This window comes from Thioalkalivibrio sp. ALE17 (assembly GCF_000425605.1).
Lineage (GTDB): Bacteria > Pseudomonadota > Gammaproteobacteria > Ectothiorhodospirales > Ectothiorhodospiraceae > Thioalkalivibrio.
The window spans coordinates 63,765-79,498 of the sequence record NZ_AUDT01000001.1 but is presented as its reverse complement, the minus strand read 5'-3'; the positions used below and the strand labels follow the sequence as shown (position 1 = coordinate 79,498).

Here is a 15,734-nt window from a genome sequence, read left to right as displayed (position 1 = left end):
GAGTCTGTGTAAGCGGTGTCCAACGAAAAGGGCCCCGCGCGGCGGGGCCCTTGAACGAGTTCCTGCGGTTGGCGCTGGACCCTTAGTTGTCACCCATAAAGGCGTGGAACAGGTTCAGCAGGTGCAGGAACATCACGTAGAGGTTCGCGTACAGCGAGACGGTCATCACGATGTAGTTGGCCTCGGGGTCGTGAATCATCCGACTGGTGTCGAACAGGATGGCCGCGGACAGCAGCAGGACGACCGCGGCCGAGATGGCCAGCGAGAGCGCCGGGATCGCCAGGAACAGATTGGCGACGATGGCCAGCAGGGCCACGATCAGGCCGACGACCAGGAAGCCGCCGAGGAAGCTGAAGTCCTTCTTGGTGGCGAGGGCGTAGCCGGAGAGCGTGACAAACGCGATGGCCGTGGCGGCGAAGGCGTTGCCGACGATCTGCGGGCCGTTGGGCAGGCCCAGATACATGCTCAGGATCGGACCGAGGAAGAAGCCCAGCACACCGGTGAAGGCGAAGGTCAGGACGATGCCCAGTGCCGAATTGCGCGCGGCGTGGATGGCGAACGGGCCGCCGATCAGCACGCCCAGCATGATGATCCAGTGCACCGGCGGCGCATTGACCGCCATGGCGATGAACGCGGTAACCGCGCTGAACGCCAGGGTGAGCGACAGCAGCATGTAGGTCTGCCGGATCACCTTGTTGGTGGAGATGGTCTCGCTGATGGAGCCAGTGCTGGACGGGTTGCGACTCGAGCGGACGATCTGGTCTCTGGACACGGGTCAACTCCTCAATGCATTCGAATGAGCCACAGTGTAGCGACAAGCGCGCCCGGATGCAGTGTTTCCACAGCCGGTCCGGGAGATCCGGCCGGCCGTGGGGCAACGGGCGCTGGCGTCCCCTACTTGATGGGTTCGCCGACCTTTTCGGAGATCGTCTTCACGGCGTGATCGGTGGACTTGAAGATATTGTCCTCGCCGATGATCTCGTCCAGCCCGGTGCGCTGCATCACCTCCATGACCTGCGCCTTCACCCCGGCGAATACCAGCGTGATCCCGCGCGCCTTGAGGCGATGCACCAGCTGATGGATGACCTCTTCGCCGGAGGCATCGATCTCGTTGATGCCCTTGCCGACCACGATCAGGTACTTGGCTTGCGGGTGCCGTGCGACCAGGTCGAGCACTGCGTCTTCGAAGTACGGCACGTTGGCGAAGTAGAGCGACCCGTCGAAGCGCATCATGCCAACCTTTTCGTTGGTCTCCAGGCCATAGCGCTGGGCCTCGCGCAGGGTGCCGTCCTCGTAGCGGGCCAGCTCCGATACGCGCGGCTGCATAGTGCGGTACAGGTAGAGCACGATGGCCAGGCCGGCACCGGTCAGGATGCCGTAGTCCAGGTTCGGGGCCATGGCGAGCGTGGCGATGAAGGTCACGATCGCGGCGGCGCCGTCGTGCTTGTTGGCCACCCACGCGTGCTTGATCGCCTTGAAGTTCACCAGGCCGGCCACCGCCATCATGATGATGGCTGCGAGGACCGCCTGCGGCAGGTGATAGATCAACGGAGTCAGGAACAGCAGCGCCAGGCCAATGATCACGGCGGTGAAGACCGACGAGAGTCCGGTCTTCGCGCCGGAATTAAGGTTCACGGCCGAGCGGGAGAACGAGCCGCTGACCGGGTACCCCTGGGTGAAGCCACCCGCGATATTCGCCAGGCCCTGGCCCATCAGTTCCTTGCTGGGGTCCAGCCGCTGGCCGGTCCGGGCGGCCATGGCCTTGGCAATCGCGATGGCTTCGGTAAAGCCCACCAGGGCAATGACGAAGGCGGTGGTCAGGAGTGTCGTGAACGTGCCGAAGCTGATCTCCGGAATCGAGAAGCCGGGAAGGCCCTGAGGCACATTCCCGACTACGGCTCCGCCCCCGTTCAGGTGCACGGTGTCGTCGCCCACCCGCTCGATGCGCCAGGCAGCCCGGTCGGCGCGCTCGCGCTCAGCGTCGGTCAGGTGTTCGTCGGCAAGGAAGCGGGCGGGTTCGTCATCGGTGCCGGGCACCCGTCGCAGGGTGAGGTCGCGGATCTCGTCGCGCATGGTCGCCAGTTCTGGGCGCAGTTCCTCGCGCTCCAGGCGCAGCTGGTCGGCCTCGTGGCGCAGGCGGACGGCCTCGGCGCCTTCCTGTTGTTGCAGTTCGGCCTCCAGGCGTCGGATCTGGTCGTCGAGTTCGGCCAGGCGGGCACTTTCGCGCTCGATGTTCTGGGCAAGGGTCAGGACCTCGGCCGGGGCGATCTGCTCGATGGAGGTCTCGGCCTTTTGTTCGTAGCCGATCGCCCAGCTGGCGACGATCGCCACGACCACCGCGACCAGCACGCCGGGGATCTTGGGCGTGAAACGCTTCATCGCGACCATCAGGGCGATCGCGCCTATCCCGAACGCAAGGGTTGGCCAGTGCACGCTGCCCAGTTCCATGAGCACGCCCCAGAGACCGAGCATGAAATGGCCGCTGGTATCGATCGGCACGCCCAGAATCTTGTTTACCTGGGACAGGGCGATGATGATCGCGGCCGCATTCGTGAATCCTACGATCACCGGGTGCGATATGAAGCTGACCAGCGCACCCAGCTTGAACAGCCCCAGCATCAACTGGATCACGCCAACGATGAACGCCAGGGCGATGGCGAGCATGATGAATTCGGAAGAGCCTTCGGCCGCCAGCGGTATCAGAGCCGAGGCTGTCAGCAGGGAAACTACCGCCACCGGGCCGGTCGCCAGCTGATTCGAAGAGCCCCACAGGGCCGCCACCATGACAGGAAGCAGAGAAGCGTACAGGCCGTAGACCGGCGGGAGCCCCGCCAGTTGGGCATAGGCCATGGATTGCGGGATCAGGACCAGGGCGACCGAGATCCCGGCGATGAGATCCGCGTTGAGGGTTTGCTTGGTCGGGCGCCAGCCGAGAAAGGGAAACACTCGCAGCAGGATCGGATTCATCGGGTCACTCGCTTGGCCAGTTCGTGAGAAACGACGACGGCCCAAACCAGGGCTGGGGCGCCGGAAGGCATTCCGGGCCAGGGCGTGCCAGGGCCGTCGTCACAGAACTGGCAGCCGGAGCTGGGCCCGCTGGAGGTTCGCGGGCGCAAGCGGGAAAACGGCGCCGATTATAGTGCCTTCAGTCATTTTCTTCTATCTAACTTGTTCTATGTGAAACATGTTAGATGGGCTATGTGTGGGGTGCGGGGAGGGTGCGGCGAGTGGGGTGGGGGAATGGCGGGGCCGGGGGGAATGGCGGAGAGGGAGGGATTCGAACCCTCGAGGGGCTTTCACCCCTGCCGGTTTTCAAGACCGGTGCAATCAACCGCTCTGCCACCTCTCCGAGGTCGGGCATTGTCTGGTACGGGGCCCGGGCTGGCAACCGGTGGGCGCGCTACGTGGCCTGGCGGCCACGAGAGGGAGGGATGGATTCGGCCCTGCGGGCCTCACCCTTCGGGCGTTGCCTGGCGGCAACGTCCTGCGGCGGCTGCGCCGCCTTGTCGAACCCTCGAGGGGCTTTCACCCCTGCCGGTTTTCAAGACCGGTGCAATCAACCGCTCTGCCACCTCTCCGAGGTTGGGCATTGTCTGGTACAGGGCCCGGGCTGGCAACCGGTGGGCGCGCTGCGTGGCCTGGCGGCCACGAGAGGGAGGGATGGATTCGGCCCTGTGGGCCTCAGCCTCCGGGCGTTGCCTGGCGGCAACGCCCGGAGGCGGGTGAGCCGCCCGGTGGAGCCGAGGATCACGGGGAAATGCGACACACAATGCTTGACGTTCGCTCGCGCGAACCCTAATCTTGTCCGCGCTCCGGGCGGTTAGCTCAGCGGTAGAGCACTGCCTTCACACGGCAGGGGTCACTAGTTCGAACCTAGTACCGCCCACCAGATTCGGATCAAAGGAAAGCGGCCTCGGGAAACCGGGCCGCTTTTTTTGTGCGCGTGGAGGGCCCGAGGCCGGATCGTCCGGGGCTGGCACAGGCGCCTGCCGTGACTCCGGTGCGCCGTGTCTCCCCGGTGCGACGTTCCGGCATTTCCGTGGCCTGCCAGTCGGATGGTCGGTTTCGATTCTCGCCGTAATTGGGGGTATTCAGACGCGCGAAAGGGGCCACTTGGGGCCCCCTTGCTTGAATCTGGCGGAGAGGGAGGGATTACTCGGCACGAGGTGCCTCGCCCTTCGGGTCGTCACCTGCGGTGACGTTCTGGCATCGCTGCGCGCTGCCAGTCGAACCATCGTTTTCGATTCCTCGGGTTCGAATCCTGAAACCTCAGGGGCCAGACATGCGAAAGGGGCCACTCAGGCCCCTTTGCTTTGATCTGGCGGAGAGGGAGGGATTACGGCGACGTGGTCGCCGCCCTCCGGGCCGCCTTCGCTGCGCTGCGGCGTTCCGGTGTCGCTGCGCGCCACCGGTCGAACCATCTTCTCTAATTCCTCGGGTTCGAATCCCAGAACGTTGGGGCTATACATGCAAGTTGGGGCTATACATGCAAAAGGGGCCACTCGGGCCCCCTGTGCTTGAATCTGGCGGAGAGGGAGGGATTCGAACCCTCGGTACTCGCGAGAGTACAACGGTTTTCGAGACCGCCCCGTTCGACCGCTCCGGCACCTCTCCGTATTTGCTGAACCGGGCGGGGTCGAGCCGCCACGGCGGAGCGAATCCTAGCAGATTCGGCCGGGGGAACGGTAGCGGCTGCCGGGGATGTCTATGGCATCAGGCGGGTGATCTCCCACTCGCTCCCTACGCGGTGGTACTGGAACCGGTCGTGCAGGCGATTGGCGCGCCCCTGCCAGAACTCGAACAGCTCCGGTTGCAGGCGATAGCCGATCCAGGCGGGGTCGCGCGGGATGTCGCCATCCGGATACTGCTGTTCCAGCGCGCGTACGCGCTGCTCCAGTTCATCGCGGTTCGCGACCGGGTGGCTCTGGGTGGAGGCGGCGGCGGCGAGCTGGCTGCCGCGTGGACGCTGGTGAAAATACTCGTCGGCGAGATCGGCGGGCAGGGCGGCGACAGGGCCCTCGACGCGGATCTGGCGTTCCGTTTCCGGCCAGTAGAACAGGAGCGCGGCGCGCGGGTTCTCGTTGAGGTCCTGGCCCTTGCGGCTGCGCGAGTCGGTGTACCACGCAAGTCCGTCGGCATCCACATGCTTCAGGAGGACCGTACGTGCGGACGGCTGGCCATCGGCATCGGCGGTGGCGAGGATCATGGCGGTCGGGTCGGGGTTTCCGGCCTCGCGCGCGGCCTCCAGCCAGTCGTTGAGCAGGCCGAGCGGGTTGGCCTGAAGGTCGCTGCGACGCAGTTCCGCGCGGGTGTAGTCGCGGCGGGTGTGGCGGTGGTCGGCGGTCGTCATGAGGGGCCTCGTGCTTGAGCGAGAGGCGCCCATCATACGGCGGCGCGCCGGATTCGGAAATTTGTCGCGGTTTCGCTGTCACACTGGGGGACGATCACAGAACGCAAGGAGCATACGATGGCCGAGCCGATTATCGCCGCAGTGGAACCCCGGGGTGTGGAGCTGAAAAAGGGCGAGGAGTACGCCTTCTGCCGCTGCGGGCGTTCGCAGGATCAGCCGTTCTGCGACGGTTCGCACCAGGGGACGGGCATCGAGCCTCTGGTATTCACCGCACAAGAGGATGGCGAGGCCTACCTGTGTCAGTGCAAGCAGTCCGGGAACCTGCCGTACTGTGACGGGACCCATGCGCAGTTCGAGGCCGATGCAGTCGGCGGGCCGGCGAGTGCCGCGGATGCTGACACCGAGGGCGAAGCACGTGAAGCCGAGCCCGGGGATCGGGCGCCGAGCCCGCACAACAGTGAGACTGAGCCGCATGTCGAGTGGATCCACGCGCTGGCGCGGGATGGACTGGAGGGTGTGGGACGACACGGGACCACGGTCGCCATGGGGGTCCCGCGGGATCGGCTGCCGAGCTGGGACGGGATGCAGTTGCTGGCGGCACAACTGGCCACGCGGCCGCTGGACGAGGGGGCCGAGATTGGGACATCGCTGGTGATCGGGCCGGAGGCGAAGCGGCCGCTGGAGCTGAAGATCCCGTTGCTGGTGTCCGACATGAGCTTCGGCGCGCTGTCGCGGGAGGCGAAGATCGCCCTGGCGCGCGGGGCCGAGCGCGCAGGGACGGGCGTCTGCTCTGGCGAGGGCGGCATGCTGGATGCGGAGCAGGCGGAGAATTCCCGCTACCTGTTCGAGCTGGGTCCCGCCGGGTTTGGCTACTCCGACGCGGTACTGGACAAGGTCCAGGCGTTTCACTTCAAGGCCGGCCAGGCGGCGAAGACCGGTGTTGGGGGTGTCCTGCCGGGGAGCAAGGTGAGCGACGAGATCGCGCGGGTGCGCGGGATCGAGGCCGGCCAGGATGCCCATTCACCCGCGGCGAGCGCGGACCTGCAGACGCCGGCTGATTTCCGTCGCTTTGCCGACGCGGTGCGCGAGAAGACCGGCGGCGTGCCGGTGGGCTTCAAGCTCTCGGCGAACCACATCGAGGCGGACCTGGCGTTTGCCCTGGAGGCCGGGGCCGATTACCTGATCCTCGACGGCCGCGGAGGTGGCACGGGCGCGGCACCGGCCCTGCTGCGCGACCACATTAGCGTTCCGACCATCCCGGCGCTGGCCCGCGCGCGTCGATTCCTGGACGCGAACGGGGTCTCCGGTCGCGTGACACTGCTGGTGACGGGCGGCTTGCGCACCCCGGCGGACTTCGTGAAGGCCCTCGCGCTGGGGGCCGACGGTATCGCCCTGGCCAATTCGGCGATTCAGGCGGTGGGCTGCGTGGGCGCGCGGATGTGCCACACCAATCAGTGCCCCAGCGGCGTGGCCACGCAGGATCCCGCCCTGCGCGCCCGGCTGGATCCGCAGGAAGGAGCGGAACGTCTGGGTCGGTTTCTGGAGGGCTCCACGGAGTTGATGAAGGTGCTGGCGCGGGCCTGCGGGCATGCCAGCCTGGAGGACTTCGGGCCCAATGACCTGACCACGTTCGATCGCGACCTGGCGCGGCTGGCCGGTATCCAGTACGCGGGTGTGCTAGGGAGACGCTGATTGAATCGCACGTCCGCGCTCGAGTCGCTTTTGCGTGCGAACAAGGCGCGGTGACTGCCGTGCAGTCATTCTGCACAAAGGAACCGCAACGCCGTTCCCGCGCAAAAGCGGCCGAGCCCCTGCTTTCTATGGCTTGTGGGGTTGGTGCCCCCTGTTCCCCGATCCTGCGTTGCGCCGCTTGCGGGTAGAACCACTACCCGCTGCACGACGCGCCTTGTCTCGGAAAACAGGGGGCACCAACGCGGACGTGCGATTCAATCAGCGTCTCCCTAGAAGGCAGTCGATAGCAGATGGTACTGCCCGGAGCTTGATCTGGATCAGCACCCGCCGGCGCAATCCCGTTACACTCGCGCATTTTCGGGACTGGGGGATCTGGATGGGCTACTCCGATGTGCACCAGAGCTACGGGCGTTGCCGCCGGGCCGGCAACTTCGTGGACCGCTTCTATGAACGCTTTCTCGCGGCCGACGAGCGGGTGGCGCAGGCCTTTGCGACCACGAACTGGTCGCAGCAGAAGCGGGCCCTGGGGCAGGCCGTCTCCACCGCGATCAGCTACGCGGAGGGCGAGAGCTTCGTGGCACCGACCATGGAAAAGATGGCCGAGGTGCACAGCCGCCATGGCCGGGTGCCGGTCCCGCCGGAGCTGTACGGGGTGTGGCTGGACTGCATGGTGGAGACGGCCCGCGAGGTGGACCCGCGCTGGGACGAATCCCTCGCGCAGCGCTGGCGCGGGGCGCTGAGCCCGGCCATCGACCTGTTCATTGAACGCTACTGACGCCAGGCGCGTACCCGGCGGGGACTGAAGGACGAAGCCCCGCCCGTGGGCATGCCCTGTTGATCTCGGTGCCTCCCGGGCGTGTAATGCGGGGTTTTCCCGTTGCCGGCGCCCGCCGGAAGAAGCCTGGTGATGTCCGCAGCCCCCGAGACCCTGTTTGCCCGCAAGCCCTACTGGGCCAAGCGCTTTGGCACGGCACCGTTCTTGCCGACCACGCGCGAGGAGATGGACGCGCTCGGTTGGGACAGCTGTGACATCGTGCTGGTCACCGGCGACGCCTACGTCGATCACCCGAGCTTCGGTATGGCGATCATCGGGCGGCTGCTGGAGGCGCAGGGGTTCCGGGTCGGCATTCTCGCGCAGCCGGACTGGACGTCGGCCGAGCCCTTCCGCGCCCTGGGGCGGCCCAACCTGTTCTTTGGCGTGACCGCCGGGAACATGGACTCGATGGTCAATCACTACACCGCGGAGCGGAAGGTCCGCTCCAATGACGCCTACACCCCGGGGGACGTGCACGGCAAGCGCCCCGACCGGGCGGTGATCGTCTACGCCCAGCGGGTCCGCGAGGCGTACAAGGATGTGCCGGTGGTGGCCGGCGGTATCGAGGCCAGCCTGCGCCGGATCGCGCATTACGACTACTGGCAGGACAAGGTGCGCCGCTCCATGCTGCTGGATTCGCGCGCGGACATCCTGCTGTTCGGCAATGCCGAGCGGGCCCTGGTGGAGCTGGCGCATCGCGTGGCCGCGGGCGAGCACCCGCGCGAGATCACGGATCTGCGGGGCACGGCCTTCCTGCGGGATGCGGTCCCCGCCGGCTTTGTCGAACTGGACTCCAGCGAGGTCGATACCCCGGGGCCGGTGGATGCCAACCCCGACCCCTACGCGATGGTCTCGCCGGCAACCTGTGCCGATGCCGAAGGGCAGGACAGCTCGGCGGTACAGGGCGAGCCGGGCACAAAGGTCGTGCGCTTTCAGCGGCAGATCCCGCGGGGTACGCCGCGCGACCAGACGGTGATCCGCATCCCTGCGTTTGAGCAGGTGAAGGGGGATGCAGTGCTGTATGCCCATGCCTCGCGGGTGCTGCATCTGGAGACTAATCCGGGCAACGCGCGGGCGATCGTGCAGCGCCATGGCGACAAGGAGGTCTGGCTCAACCCGCCGCCGATCCCGCTTTCCACCCCCGAGATGGACGCGGTGTTCGATCTGCCCTATGCACGGGCCCCGCATCCGTCCTATGGCGATGCCCGCATCCCGGCCTGGGAGATGATCCGCTTCTCGGTGAACATCATGCGCGGGTGCTTTGGTGGCTGTACCTTCTGTTCGATCACCGAACACGAGGGGCGGATCATCCAGAGCCGCTCCGAGGACAGCGTGCTGCGCGAGATCGAGGAGATCCGCGACAAGGTGGACGGGTTCACCGGTGTGATCTCGGACCTGGGCGGGCCGACGGCCAACATGTACCGCCTGGCCTGCAAGGACCCGAAGATCGAGCAGAGCTGCCGGCGGCTGTCCTGTGTGTACCCGGGGATCTGCAGCAACCTGGATACCGATCACGCCCCGCTCATCCGTCTCTACCGCAAGGCGCGCGCGCTACCGGGGATCAAGAAGATCCTGATCGCCTCGGGGCTGCGCTATGACCTGGCGATCGAGTCCCCGGAGTACGTGAAGGAGCTGGTCACCCACCATGTGGGTGGTTACCTGAAGATTGCGCCGGAACATACGGAAAAGGGCCCATTATCCCGGATGATGAAGCCGGGCATGGGCACCTATGACCGGTTCAAGGCCATGTTCGAGAAATACTCGAAAGCGGCAGGGAAGGAGCAGTACCTGATCCCGTATTTCATTGCCGCGCACCCGGGGACCACCGATCAGGACATGCTGCAACTGGCGCTCTGGCTCAAGCGCAATGATTTTCGCGCCGACCAGGTGCAGGCGTTCCTGCCCAGCCCGATGGCACTCGCCACGGCCATGTGGCACTCGGGCCGGGATCCGTTGCGTGGCATCCGCCGCAAGTCGAGCGAACGGGTGCCGGTCGCCCGGGGCTTCCGCGCCCGCCGCCTGCACAAGGCCTTTCTGCGCTACCACGACCCGAACAACTGGCCGCTGCTGCGCGATGCCCTGCAGCGCATGGGGCGGGCCGATCTGATCGGGAACGGGAAGCACCATCTGGTGCCGACCTGGCAGCCGGCCGGGACGGGGCAGGGCGCGGCGCGCCCATCCACGGGCGGGCGGATGACCCGCGGCGGGAAGGCTCTGAAAAAGCGCGGCCAGACCTTCCAGACCCAGCACAACGGGGTGGAGGCCGCGGCCCGTCCGGGGGCGAAACCAAAGGCCGAGGCCGCGTCGGCGGGCAAGGCGGGCGGCCGTTCGCCGGCGCCCCACGGTGGCAAGCCGCGGGCTGGTGCCGGGAAGCTCCGCAAGAAGGGGCGCCCGGCCGGCAAGCGGCCGCGCGCCTGACGGCGCAGTGGCTCAGGCCGACGCGTCGGGCGTCGGTACCTGGCCTTCCAGGCTGAGATTCAGGCCGGTGGTGGTGCGGTCGCCGGGGTCCAGGAAGTACAGGTAGGGGCCCACCACCGCCTCGGGTTCGGGCAGCAGTTCCGCGTTCTCACCCGGATAGTGGCCGGCCCGGAAACGGGTGCGCACGGGACCGGTGTCCACGCCATTGACGTGGATGAAGCGCGGCTCGTTGCGATGCTCATGGGACAGGATGTCGATCAGGGCGTCCTGCGCTGCCTTGGCCATCCCGAAGGCCCCCCAGAAGGCCTTGCGCGCGTTCTGGGTGGAGACCACCAGGCTGCCGGTGGGGCTGGCCTCCAGCAGGGGCAGCACCGCCTGGGTCAGGAAGAACGGGCCGTGCAGGTTGCTGTTGATGACCTTGAACCACAGCTCCGGGTCATAGTTCTTCATCGGCATCAGCGCCCCGGCCCAGCCGGCGTTCAGCACCAGGCCGTCGAGGCGACCCAGCGAGTCACGGATGTTCTCCGCCAAGTCGCCGTAATCCTTGACCGTAGCCCCCTCGAGATTCAGCGGGTAGATCGCGGGCTGCGGGTGGCCGGCCTGTTCGATCCGGTCGTAGACCGCCTCCAGGCCCTTCAGGTCCTTGTCCAGCAGGACCACCGTGGCGCCGGCGGCGGCGCAGGCCTCGGCGACTGCCCGGCCGATGCCGTCGGCGGCGCCGGTGACGAGGATCACGCGCTGGTCAAAGGCGCCCGGTTCGGGACGGTAGGCGAGGAGGCGAGGGATATCGAGGTCGGTCAAGGATGGTCCTCCAGGAACAGGTGCGCCGATTCTAGTCCAGATTGTACGGCGGCTTCGAGCGTCGACGGCAGTGCGTGGGTCAGGTAATCCCCTGACAGGTAGCAGTCGGGCCAGGGTGTGCGGGGCGGTGGACGGTGCCGATCCAGATCGACCCGGGCGTCCACCGTCGCGCGGCGTTCGCAGACGCAGTGACCGGCTGCGGGCTCCCCCAGCTCGGGAAAGGTCCGTGCCAGCGAGCGGGCGACGGTGCGCCATCGGGCATCCGCCGTCAACGGTTCGAGGTCGTCGGCGGCCGAGATCACGACAGCCAGCCAGTGCGGGGCGCCCGCGACGTGCCGGGGGATCAGCCACTGGCCATGCTGGCCGAGCAGCCCCTGGAGAGGGGGCCGGTCCGTCAACGGCCGCGGGTAGCGCAGGTAGACGGTGCAGATGCTGCGCGCGCCCATGGCCTTGAGCCCCTGATGCGTGGCGCCCCATCGAGCGTCCGCTGGCAACAGGCTGGCGGTGGCGGTGGGCGTGGTGGCCAGGATCAGCGCGCGGGCGTTGCTGGTGTCGCCCTGGCGATCGTGCAGTCGATAAGGGGCATCCGGGCGTGTCGCGTCGCGCTGGATCATCGTGATGCGGCGGCCAAGGTCCACGCGCGCACCCCGGGCCCGAAGCTCGCGGATGGCGGCGTCGGGGAACACCTCGCCCAGGGGCCGCGCAGGGATCAGCAGGCGGGCGGCCTCCGGCCCGTGATTCAGGGCCCGTCGCAGCACGTTCTGGAAGATCCGCGCGGAGGCCAGGCGGGTCGGAGTGTTCATCACCGCCAGGCACAGGGGGTCCCACAGCCGCTCGATCAGGGCTTCCGGCTGGTGGCGGCGCCGCAGCCAGTCGAGTACCGGCAGGTCGTGTCGCAGGGGACGGTGCAGCAGGGCCGCCGCGCCGATCAGGGCGCGCAGCCGGATGCCGGTGGCGTGGCCGGGAAGGGAACGATAGAGGGCCGTGGCCAGGGCCGGCAGCCGGGGCGAGCGGGGCTCGAGCGCGAAGGCCGGGGATGCTGGCCGGCGGTCGGGGTCGAACATCCGCAGGCCGAACGGGACGGCGTGAAAGGCCGAGTCGGGGTTGATACCGACCGCGCGGATCTGTTCCAGGGTCTGCTGGCAGGCCCCCACGAGGATGTGCTGGCCGTTGTCCAGTGGGGTGTGGTCCAGCTCGAGGCTGCGGGCGCGCCCGCCGGGGATCCGGCCGGCCTCGATCAGGTGTACGGGCTGTCCGGCGCGCGCCAGGGCAAGGGCTGCGGTCAGGCCGGCCCAGCCCGCGCCGACCACGGCGACAGGGTTCGCGGGAGGGCTGGAGGCCATGGCGTCAGGCCGCGCGGCGGCGATGCTCGCGTTTCAGGCGCCGGGCGGTGCGCCAGGCGATCCACAGCTTGCGGATCGGGGTCAGGCGTACGCGGTGTTCCAGAACACGGAAGCCGTCGTCCTCGATCTCGTCCAGCAGGGTGCGGTAGATCGCCGCCATGATCAGGCCCGGGCGCTGGGGATAGCGGTCGGCAGCGGGGAGGTGTTCCTCGGCACTGTCGTAGTAGCGCCGCGCCCGTTCGGCCTGTTCCGCGAACAGGGCGCGATGACGGTCATCGGTGATGTTGACCTGGAACTCCTCGGGTTTGACCCCGTGCTTGCGCAGCTCGTCGAGCGGGATATAGACGCGGCCGCGCATGGCGTCCTCGTGGACGTCGCGCAGGATGTTGGTGAGCTGCAGGGCCATGCCGAGGTCGTGGGCGTACTTCAGGGTACGCCGGTCGCTGTAGCCGAAGATGTGGGCGGAGAGGATGCCGACCACGCTGGCGGCGCGATAGCAGTACAGCGACAGGGTGGTGAAATCCGGGTAGCTGTCGTAGTCGAGATCCATCTGCATGCCGTCGATGATCTCGTCGAAATATTCGCGGCCCAGGTCGAAGGCGGCGATGTGGGGCTGCAGTGCCTGGGAGATGGGATGACGGGGTTCGCCCGCGAACAGGCGTTCGATCTCCTGGCGCCACCAGTCCAGCTTGGTCCGGGCGACGCTCTCCTCGCGGACCTCGTCGACGATGTCGTCCACTTCCCGGCAGAAGGCGTACAGCGCTGTGATGGCGCGGCGCCGGTCGGGCTCCAGAAAGCGAAAGGCGTAGTAGAAGCTGGAGCCGCTCTGTGCGGCCTTCTCCTCGCAATACTCGTCGGGGGACATGCGCTCTCGCGTGGCGGGTGTCGAACAGGGACGGGAAGGCTAGCACAGGCAGTGCGCGAGGCGGGAGATTGCCCCCGAAGGCGGATTGTTGACCTGTATCAAGCCCGCTACCGGGTCGTGGTCGTAGCCTGTGATGATCCGATGCCTAAAATGGGCGGTACACGCTCGAGGGGGACCCGATGGAGCAGCGCCTGGTATTTGATCCGGAGATCCTGCGTCGCTATGACGTGAGCGGACCTCGCTACACGTCGTATCCCACGGCACCCCAGTTCCACGAGGGTTTCAACGACCGCGCGTATGCCGAGGCGGCGCAGGCCACCAATGGGGCGAACCCGGCGCGTCCGCTGTCGCTTTACGTGCATGTCCCGTTCTGCGACACGGTCTGTTTCTATTGCGCCTGCAACAAGGTCATTACCGGCAACTACCAGCGGGCGCAGCGCTATCTCGCGTATCTGGAACGCGAGGCCGCGCTGCAGGGCGAGCTGTTTGACGCGGAGCGCACGGTGGGGCAGTTGCACTTCGGCGGGGGAACGCCGACCTATCTCGGGGACGAGGACCTGCGATCGGTGATGGCGTTGCTCGGGCGCCACTTCCGCCTCGACGGCAGTGCCGCGCGCGAATTCTCCATCGAGATCGACCCGCGCGCGGTGCGACCCGGGACGATACCGCTGCTGGGCGAACTGGGGTTCAACCGCATCAGCCTCGGGGTGCAGGACTTCGATCCGGATGTGCAGCGGGCGGTCAACCGCATCCAGCCCTTCGAGGTCACCGCGCGCGCCGTCGAGCAGGCCCGGGCCCATGGGTTCGAGTCCACCAACTTCGACCTGATCTACGGGCTTCCGCTGCAGACGGTGGAGACCTACACCCGCACCCTGGAACGTGCCCTCGAACTGCGCCCCGAACGCCTGGCGATCTACAACTACGCCCATCTGCCACAGATGTTCAAGACGCAGCGCCAGATCCGCGAGGCGGACCTGCCCGATGCGGCCGAGAAGCTCGCGATCCTGGAGACGACCATCGAGCGGCTGACCGCGGCGGGCTACGTCTACATCGGGATGGATCACTTTGCCTTGCCGGACGACGAGCTGGCCGAGGCACAGAGAGCCGGGACGCTGCAGCGCAACTTCCAGGGCTATTCCACCCGTGCGGAGTACGACCTCGTGGCGCTGGGTCCCACGGCCATCGGGAAGGTCGGCGCGACCTACAGCCAGAACCTGCGCGAGCTGGATGCCTACTACGCCCGCCTGGATGCGGGCCGCCTCCCGGTCTTTCGGGGGCTGGAACTGAGTGCCGACGACCGCCTGCGGCGGGACGTGATCAGCGAGCTGATGTGCCACTCGCGGATCGACTTTGCCGCGATCGAGGCGCGCCACGGGATCGTGTTCGGCGAGGTCTTCGCGGATGCGCTGGGGCGCCTCGAGGGTATGCAGGACGACGGCTTGGTGCGGATCGAACAGGGCCGGCTGGATGTGCTGCCGCGCGGTCGCCTGCTCCTGCGCAATGTGGCCATGGCATTCGACGCCTATCTGGCGACCGAAGGCCAGCCGCGGTACAGCAAGGTGGTTTAGCGGGCTCGGGGGCGCCGACGCGGGCGCAGGCTGTGGCTCAGGATGATCCAGGCATCGCGGGTGCGCAGGCGCGGGCGGGCGAAGACGTCCTCCTGCTGGCGCAGGCGCCAGAGGATGCGGGCGCCGCCATTGATGATGGCGCGGATTTCCAGCCCCATGCGCCCGCGCAGCATCCCGCCCAGGGGCGCGCCGGCCCGCAGCAGGCGATCGGCGCGGGCGTACTGGAACTGCATCAGATTGCGTAGCTGGAAGGTGGTCTTTCCGGCCGCGAGCATGGCCTCGGTGACGCCGTACTGATCCATCTCTTCCTGCGGGAGGTAGATGCGGTTGTTCTCCTCCAGGTCCTGCTGCAGGTCCTGGTAGAAGTTGATCAGTTGCAGGGCCGAGCAGATGGCGTCGGAATGGCCCAGCATTTCCTCGGTCGGGTTCCCGTTCAGATGCAGCAGCAGCCGCCCGACCGGGTTGGCCGAACGCCGGCAGTAGTCCATCACCTCGCCAAAGGTCGCGTAGCGCGTCTGCTCGAGGTCCTGCAGGAAGGCATCGATCAGGTCGGAGAACGGTGCCGCCGGCAGGTGGAAACGGGCGCGGGCATCCGCCAGGGCGATCCATTCGGGATCGTGTTCCGCGGCCGGGTCCTCCAGGATCTGCACGCGTTCCTGCATGGCCAGCAGTGCCAGGCGGCGCTCTTCCACCGGGCGCGGGTCCTCGTCGGCCAGGTCGTCGGCGTCGCGGGCAAAGCAGTAGATCGCCGCCACCGGGCCGCGCAGGCGGCCGGGCAGCAACCAGGAGGCCACAGGGAAGTTCTCGTAGTGCGCCGTGGCACGCTGACGGCAGTGGCGATAGGCCTGGCGGATCCGGGGTTCCATCAACCATCAGCCCCCGC

At 67.4% G+C, this 15,734-nt stretch carries 11 protein-coding genes, 4 tRNA genes and 1 other RNA gene; 5 read left to right on the top strand and 11 right to left on the bottom strand.

Features of this window, described 5'->3' with window-relative positions:
• Nucleotides 1-82: 82 nt before the first annotated feature.
• From H609_RS0100375 to H609_RS14130, 4 genes are all read right to left on the bottom strand, one after another.
• Nucleotides 83-772, bottom strand: coding sequence for a Bax inhibitor-1/YccA family protein (locus tag H609_RS0100375; RefSeq protein WP_017941768.1), 690 nt, complete (start codon nucleotides 770-772; stop codon nucleotides 83-85).
• 122 nt (nucleotides 773-894) lie between these two features.
• The gene (locus H609_RS0100370; RefSeq protein WP_028484015.1) at nucleotides 895-2,967 is read right to left on the bottom strand and encodes a SulP family inorganic anion transporter; all 2,073 of its coding nucleotides are present in this window, start codon (nucleotides 2,965-2,967) and stop codon (nucleotides 895-897) included.
• 292 nt (nucleotides 2,968-3,259) lie between these two features.
• A tRNA-Ser gene (locus tag H609_RS0100365) sits at nucleotides 3,260-3,349 on the bottom strand.
• 69 nt (nucleotides 3,350-3,418) lie between these two features.
• Nucleotides 3,419-3,578, bottom strand: a tRNA-Ser gene (locus H609_RS14130).
• 236 nt (nucleotides 3,579-3,814) lie between these two features.
• Here H609_RS14130 and H609_RS0100360 point away from each other — a divergent pair.
• A tRNA-Val gene (locus tag H609_RS0100360) sits at nucleotides 3,815-3,889 on the top strand.
• Nucleotides 3,890-4,135: 246 nt separating this feature from the next.
• Here the strand turns inward: H609_RS0100360 and H609_RS13520 are convergent.
• From H609_RS13520 to pdxH, 3 genes are all read right to left on the bottom strand, one after another.
• Nucleotides 4,136-4,266: non-coding RNA, RtT sRNA (locus tag H609_RS13520), on the bottom strand.
• 258 nt (nucleotides 4,267-4,524) lie between these two features.
• A tRNA-Ser gene (locus H609_RS0100355) sits at nucleotides 4,525-4,614 on the bottom strand.
• 91 nt (nucleotides 4,615-4,705) lie between these two features.
• Nucleotides 4,706-5,350 carry a pyridoxamine 5'-phosphate oxidase gene (gene pdxH, locus H609_RS0100350; RefSeq protein ID WP_018880319.1) on the bottom strand — a complete coding sequence of 215 codons (645 nt, stop codon included), beginning with the start codon at nucleotides 5,348-5,350 and terminating at the stop codon, nucleotides 4,706-4,708.
• A 117-nt stretch (nucleotides 5,351-5,467) separates the two neighbouring features.
• Between pdxH and H609_RS0100345 the strand changes: the two genes are divergently transcribed.
• The 3 genes from H609_RS0100345 to H609_RS0100335 all read left to right on the top strand — a co-directional run bounded on the left by H609_RS0100345 (nucleotide 5,468) and on the right by H609_RS0100335 (nucleotide 10,274).
• On the top strand, nucleotides 5,468-7,042 hold the full coding sequence (locus H609_RS0100345; RefSeq protein ID WP_028484014.1) for a glutamate synthase-related protein: 1,575 nt from the start codon (nucleotides 5,468-5,470) through the stop codon (nucleotides 7,040-7,042).
• Nucleotides 7,043-7,418: 376 nt separating this feature from the next.
• Nucleotides 7,419-7,817, top strand: coding sequence for a globin (locus H609_RS0100340; protein WP_028484013.1), 399 nt, complete (start codon nucleotides 7,419-7,421; stop codon nucleotides 7,815-7,817).
• A gap of 132 nt (nucleotides 7,818-7,949) precedes the next feature.
• On the top strand, nucleotides 7,950-10,274 hold the full coding sequence (locus H609_RS0100335; RefSeq protein WP_028484012.1) for a YgiQ family radical SAM protein: 2,325 nt from the start codon (nucleotides 7,950-7,952) through the stop codon (nucleotides 10,272-10,274).
• Between the two features lie 12 nt (nucleotides 10,275-10,286).
• Here H609_RS0100335 and H609_RS0100330 read toward each other — a convergent pair whose 3' ends face one another.
• Genes H609_RS0100330 through hpnD form a run of 3 tightly spaced genes read right to left on the bottom strand, consistent with a single transcriptional unit; the run spans nucleotide 10,287 to nucleotide 13,283 of the window.
• Nucleotides 10,287-11,075: an SDR family NAD(P)-dependent oxidoreductase gene (locus H609_RS0100330; RefSeq protein ID WP_018875606.1), complete on the bottom strand. Its 789-nt coding sequence runs from the start codon at nucleotides 11,073-11,075 to the stop codon at nucleotides 10,287-10,289.
• The gene (hpnE, locus tag H609_RS0100325; protein ID WP_028484011.1) at nucleotides 11,072-12,418 is read right to left on the bottom strand and encodes a hydroxysqualene dehydroxylase HpnE; all 1,347 of its coding nucleotides are present in this window, start codon (nucleotides 12,416-12,418) and stop codon (nucleotides 11,072-11,074) included. The genes H609_RS0100330 and hpnE overlap by 4 nt, the downstream gene beginning before the upstream one ends.
• Before the next feature lie 4 nt (nucleotides 12,419-12,422).
• Nucleotides 12,423-13,283: a presqualene diphosphate synthase HpnD gene (hpnD, locus tag H609_RS0100320; protein WP_018880324.1), complete on the bottom strand. Its 861-nt coding sequence runs from the start codon at nucleotides 13,281-13,283 to the stop codon at nucleotides 12,423-12,425.
• Between the two features lie 179 nt (nucleotides 13,284-13,462).
• Here hpnD and hemN point away from each other — a divergent pair, with 179 nt between their 5' ends.
• On the top strand, nucleotides 13,463-14,851 hold the full coding sequence (hemN, locus tag H609_RS0100315; protein ID WP_028484010.1) for an oxygen-independent coproporphyrinogen III oxidase: 1,389 nt from the start codon (nucleotides 13,463-13,465) through the stop codon (nucleotides 14,849-14,851).
• On the opposite strand, the gene hpnC is transcribed toward hemN, so the two are convergent.
• On the bottom strand, nucleotides 14,848-15,717 hold the full coding sequence (gene hpnC / locus H609_RS0100310) for a squalene synthase HpnC (RefSeq protein WP_028484009.1): 870 nt from the start codon (nucleotides 15,715-15,717) through the stop codon (nucleotides 14,848-14,850). The two genes, hemN and hpnC, sit on opposite strands and share 4 nt — an antisense overlap.
• Nucleotides 15,718-15,734: the final 17 nt, after the last annotated feature.